This is a genomic window from Pantoea sp. CTOTU49201 (assembly GCF_032054795.1).
In the GTDB taxonomy this organism is placed as follows: Bacteria; Pseudomonadota; Gammaproteobacteria; order Enterobacterales; family Enterobacteriaceae; genus Pantoea; species Pantoea symbiotica.
The window spans coordinates 1-2,183 of the sequence record NZ_DAMBSA010000574.1 but is presented as its reverse complement, the minus strand read 5'-3'; the positions used below and the strand labels follow the sequence as shown (position 1 = coordinate 2,183).

Annotated in this window: 2 protein-coding genes; one reads left to right on the top strand and one right to left on the bottom strand. The window is 47.9% G+C overall.

Features of this window, described 5'->3' with window-relative positions:
* A partial coding sequence (locus RTY00_RS23940) for an alpha/beta hydrolase (protein WP_312666633.1) occupies positions 1-506 on the bottom strand: 506 nt, incomplete at its 3' end.
* Between the two features lie 173 nt (positions 507-679).
* Here RTY00_RS23940 and RTY00_RS23935 point away from each other — a divergent pair.
* Positions 680-1,564: a LysR family transcriptional regulator gene (locus RTY00_RS23935; protein WP_312666632.1), complete on the top strand. Its 885-nt coding sequence runs from the start codon at positions 680-682 to the stop codon at positions 1,562-1,564.
* Positions 1,565-2,183 lie beyond the last annotated feature (619 nt).

The following is a 2,183-nucleotide window of genomic DNA, read 5'->3' as shown; positions in this document are numbered from 1 at the left end:
CCGCAAATACCGATTAGCCCGATTCGGTTGCGGTCCACCTCTTTTTGCAGACCTAAGAAATCAACCGCCGCGCTGAAATCCTCGGTATTGATATCCGGAGACGCCACATTACGCGGATAGCCGCCACTCTCGCCTGTATATGAAGGATCAAACGCGAGGGTAACAAATCCCTGTTCAGCCAGCGTCTGCGCGTACAGGCCGCTGGACTGTTCTTTGACCGCACCGAACGGTCCGCTGACGGCCACGGCTGCCAGCTTGCGCTCGCCGCGATCCTTCGGAAGGTACAGATCCCCGACTAAAGTGATGCCGTAGCGATTCTGAAAGGTCACTTTACGATGATCAACTTTGGTACTTTCTGGAAAGGTTTTATCCCAATTTTTGACCAGCGAAACGGGGGCGTTCGGGTTGTTTGTATCAGCATAACTCATGGTTGTGACTCCACTTAATGATGCGCATAGCAGCAGTGCAGGTATCGCGGCTGTCAGTTTTTTGGTGAAAACAGTCATCAAAATCCTCCTAAAAAAACCTAAAAGAGGCAGGTTTCATACCGACAACGCTGCTGTGCTTTATTTCAATGCGCACATTTTAGTTAGCAGTATGCGTTCTGATTAGAGGGCAATATTTGCTAAGATTGATATCAAATTGTTCTAAATAGCGATGCGGTTACGAGGGCGGGATAATGGCAAAACGGGAAAACTACAACGATCTCTATTTGTTCATGCTGGTGGTGCGCGAGGGAAGTTTTACCGCCGCAGCGCAACGCCTTGGCCTGGCGCAATCAGGAATCAGTCGTTCAGTACGTGAGCTTGAAGAAAGACTGGGCGTTCAACTCATTGTTCGCACCACGCGCAGATTATCGCTCACCCATGCCGGTGAGCAGCTCTATCAAACCGTTGAGTCAGGATTCGATGCTTTAGATACGGGACTCGCTACGCTGGCCCACTATCGCCAGACGCCATCCGGCACGGTACGCATCAATGCTAGCCAGCACGCGATTGATAAAGTACTACTGCCGAAGCTTGCGGTGTTTAAGCAACACTACCCTGATATCAGGCTGGAACTCATCAGCGAAAGCCGGTTTGTCGATATTATTGCGGAGAGATTCGATGCGGGTGTACGTCTGGGGCCAGAAGTGGGCAATGGCATGATTGCTGTGCGCATTTCGCCCGACATGGAGATGGTTGTTGTCGGTACGCCAGAACACTTTCGTCGCCACGGCTTCCCGCAGGCTCCCGCAGATTTGGCCGTTCATCCCTGCATCGCCTATCAGTTTGGCGATGGCAGCCTGTACGCATGGGAACTCCATCAGGATGGAAAAAAAATCACCCATTCGCCGCAGGGCCAATGGGTTTTTGCTGACAGCTATATGGAAGCAAAAGCCGCCGCTCTGGGTCTGGGACTGGCTTATGTCCCGGAAGAGTTGGTATCTGAGGATCTGGAACAAGGGAAACTGATCAGAGTACTGCAACGTTACAGCCAACGTCTGGAAGGTTCATTTCTCTATTATCCACATCGCAATGTGTCGCCCGCTTTGCGCGCGGTGATTGATACGCTGAGAATTTAGGGGATAAGAGCCCTAAGCATCCGCAGACTCTTTTTTTTGTGTAGATCAAAAGGATCGGGACAATATTTAATTAGAGGCTTTCCCAGCTTTCAGGCTTATTGCACTCTTCTCATAATATTTCGCTATTACCTGTTAAAACAGATTGGCTTCTTACTTAAGGTAAGGAAGATATCTTGTTTCATCGATTATCAGCCACATGATTTTTTAATTAGCATTGGTACTCTCTCTCCCGAAGTATTCTGGAAAGCCATTAAACATCTGCAAATACACGTCTTTTGTCTGCATGTCCGTGCATAATTAAGCGTGTCGGGAAGCAGCATAGGTCGGATTTTTTTGGTATCAACAACCTGTGTAACCATGATGCATTCAGACTTTTTCTTAAACACCATAACTACATATAGATCGCAATTACCTATTTACCATTTTTAATTGCAAGAATATTTCAATTTGTCCTGTTAATTTTTTGCACTCGTCAGCAGGGGGAATAATGAAGATTATCGTGGGGGGTAACGGCTACCCGGAAAAGAGAAACATCATTACAGACCCTTCACATCGCTATCTTGATTACCGTCCCAGAAACATCTGGACCTGGATTAACGTAATAAGGCAGCGCTTGTTT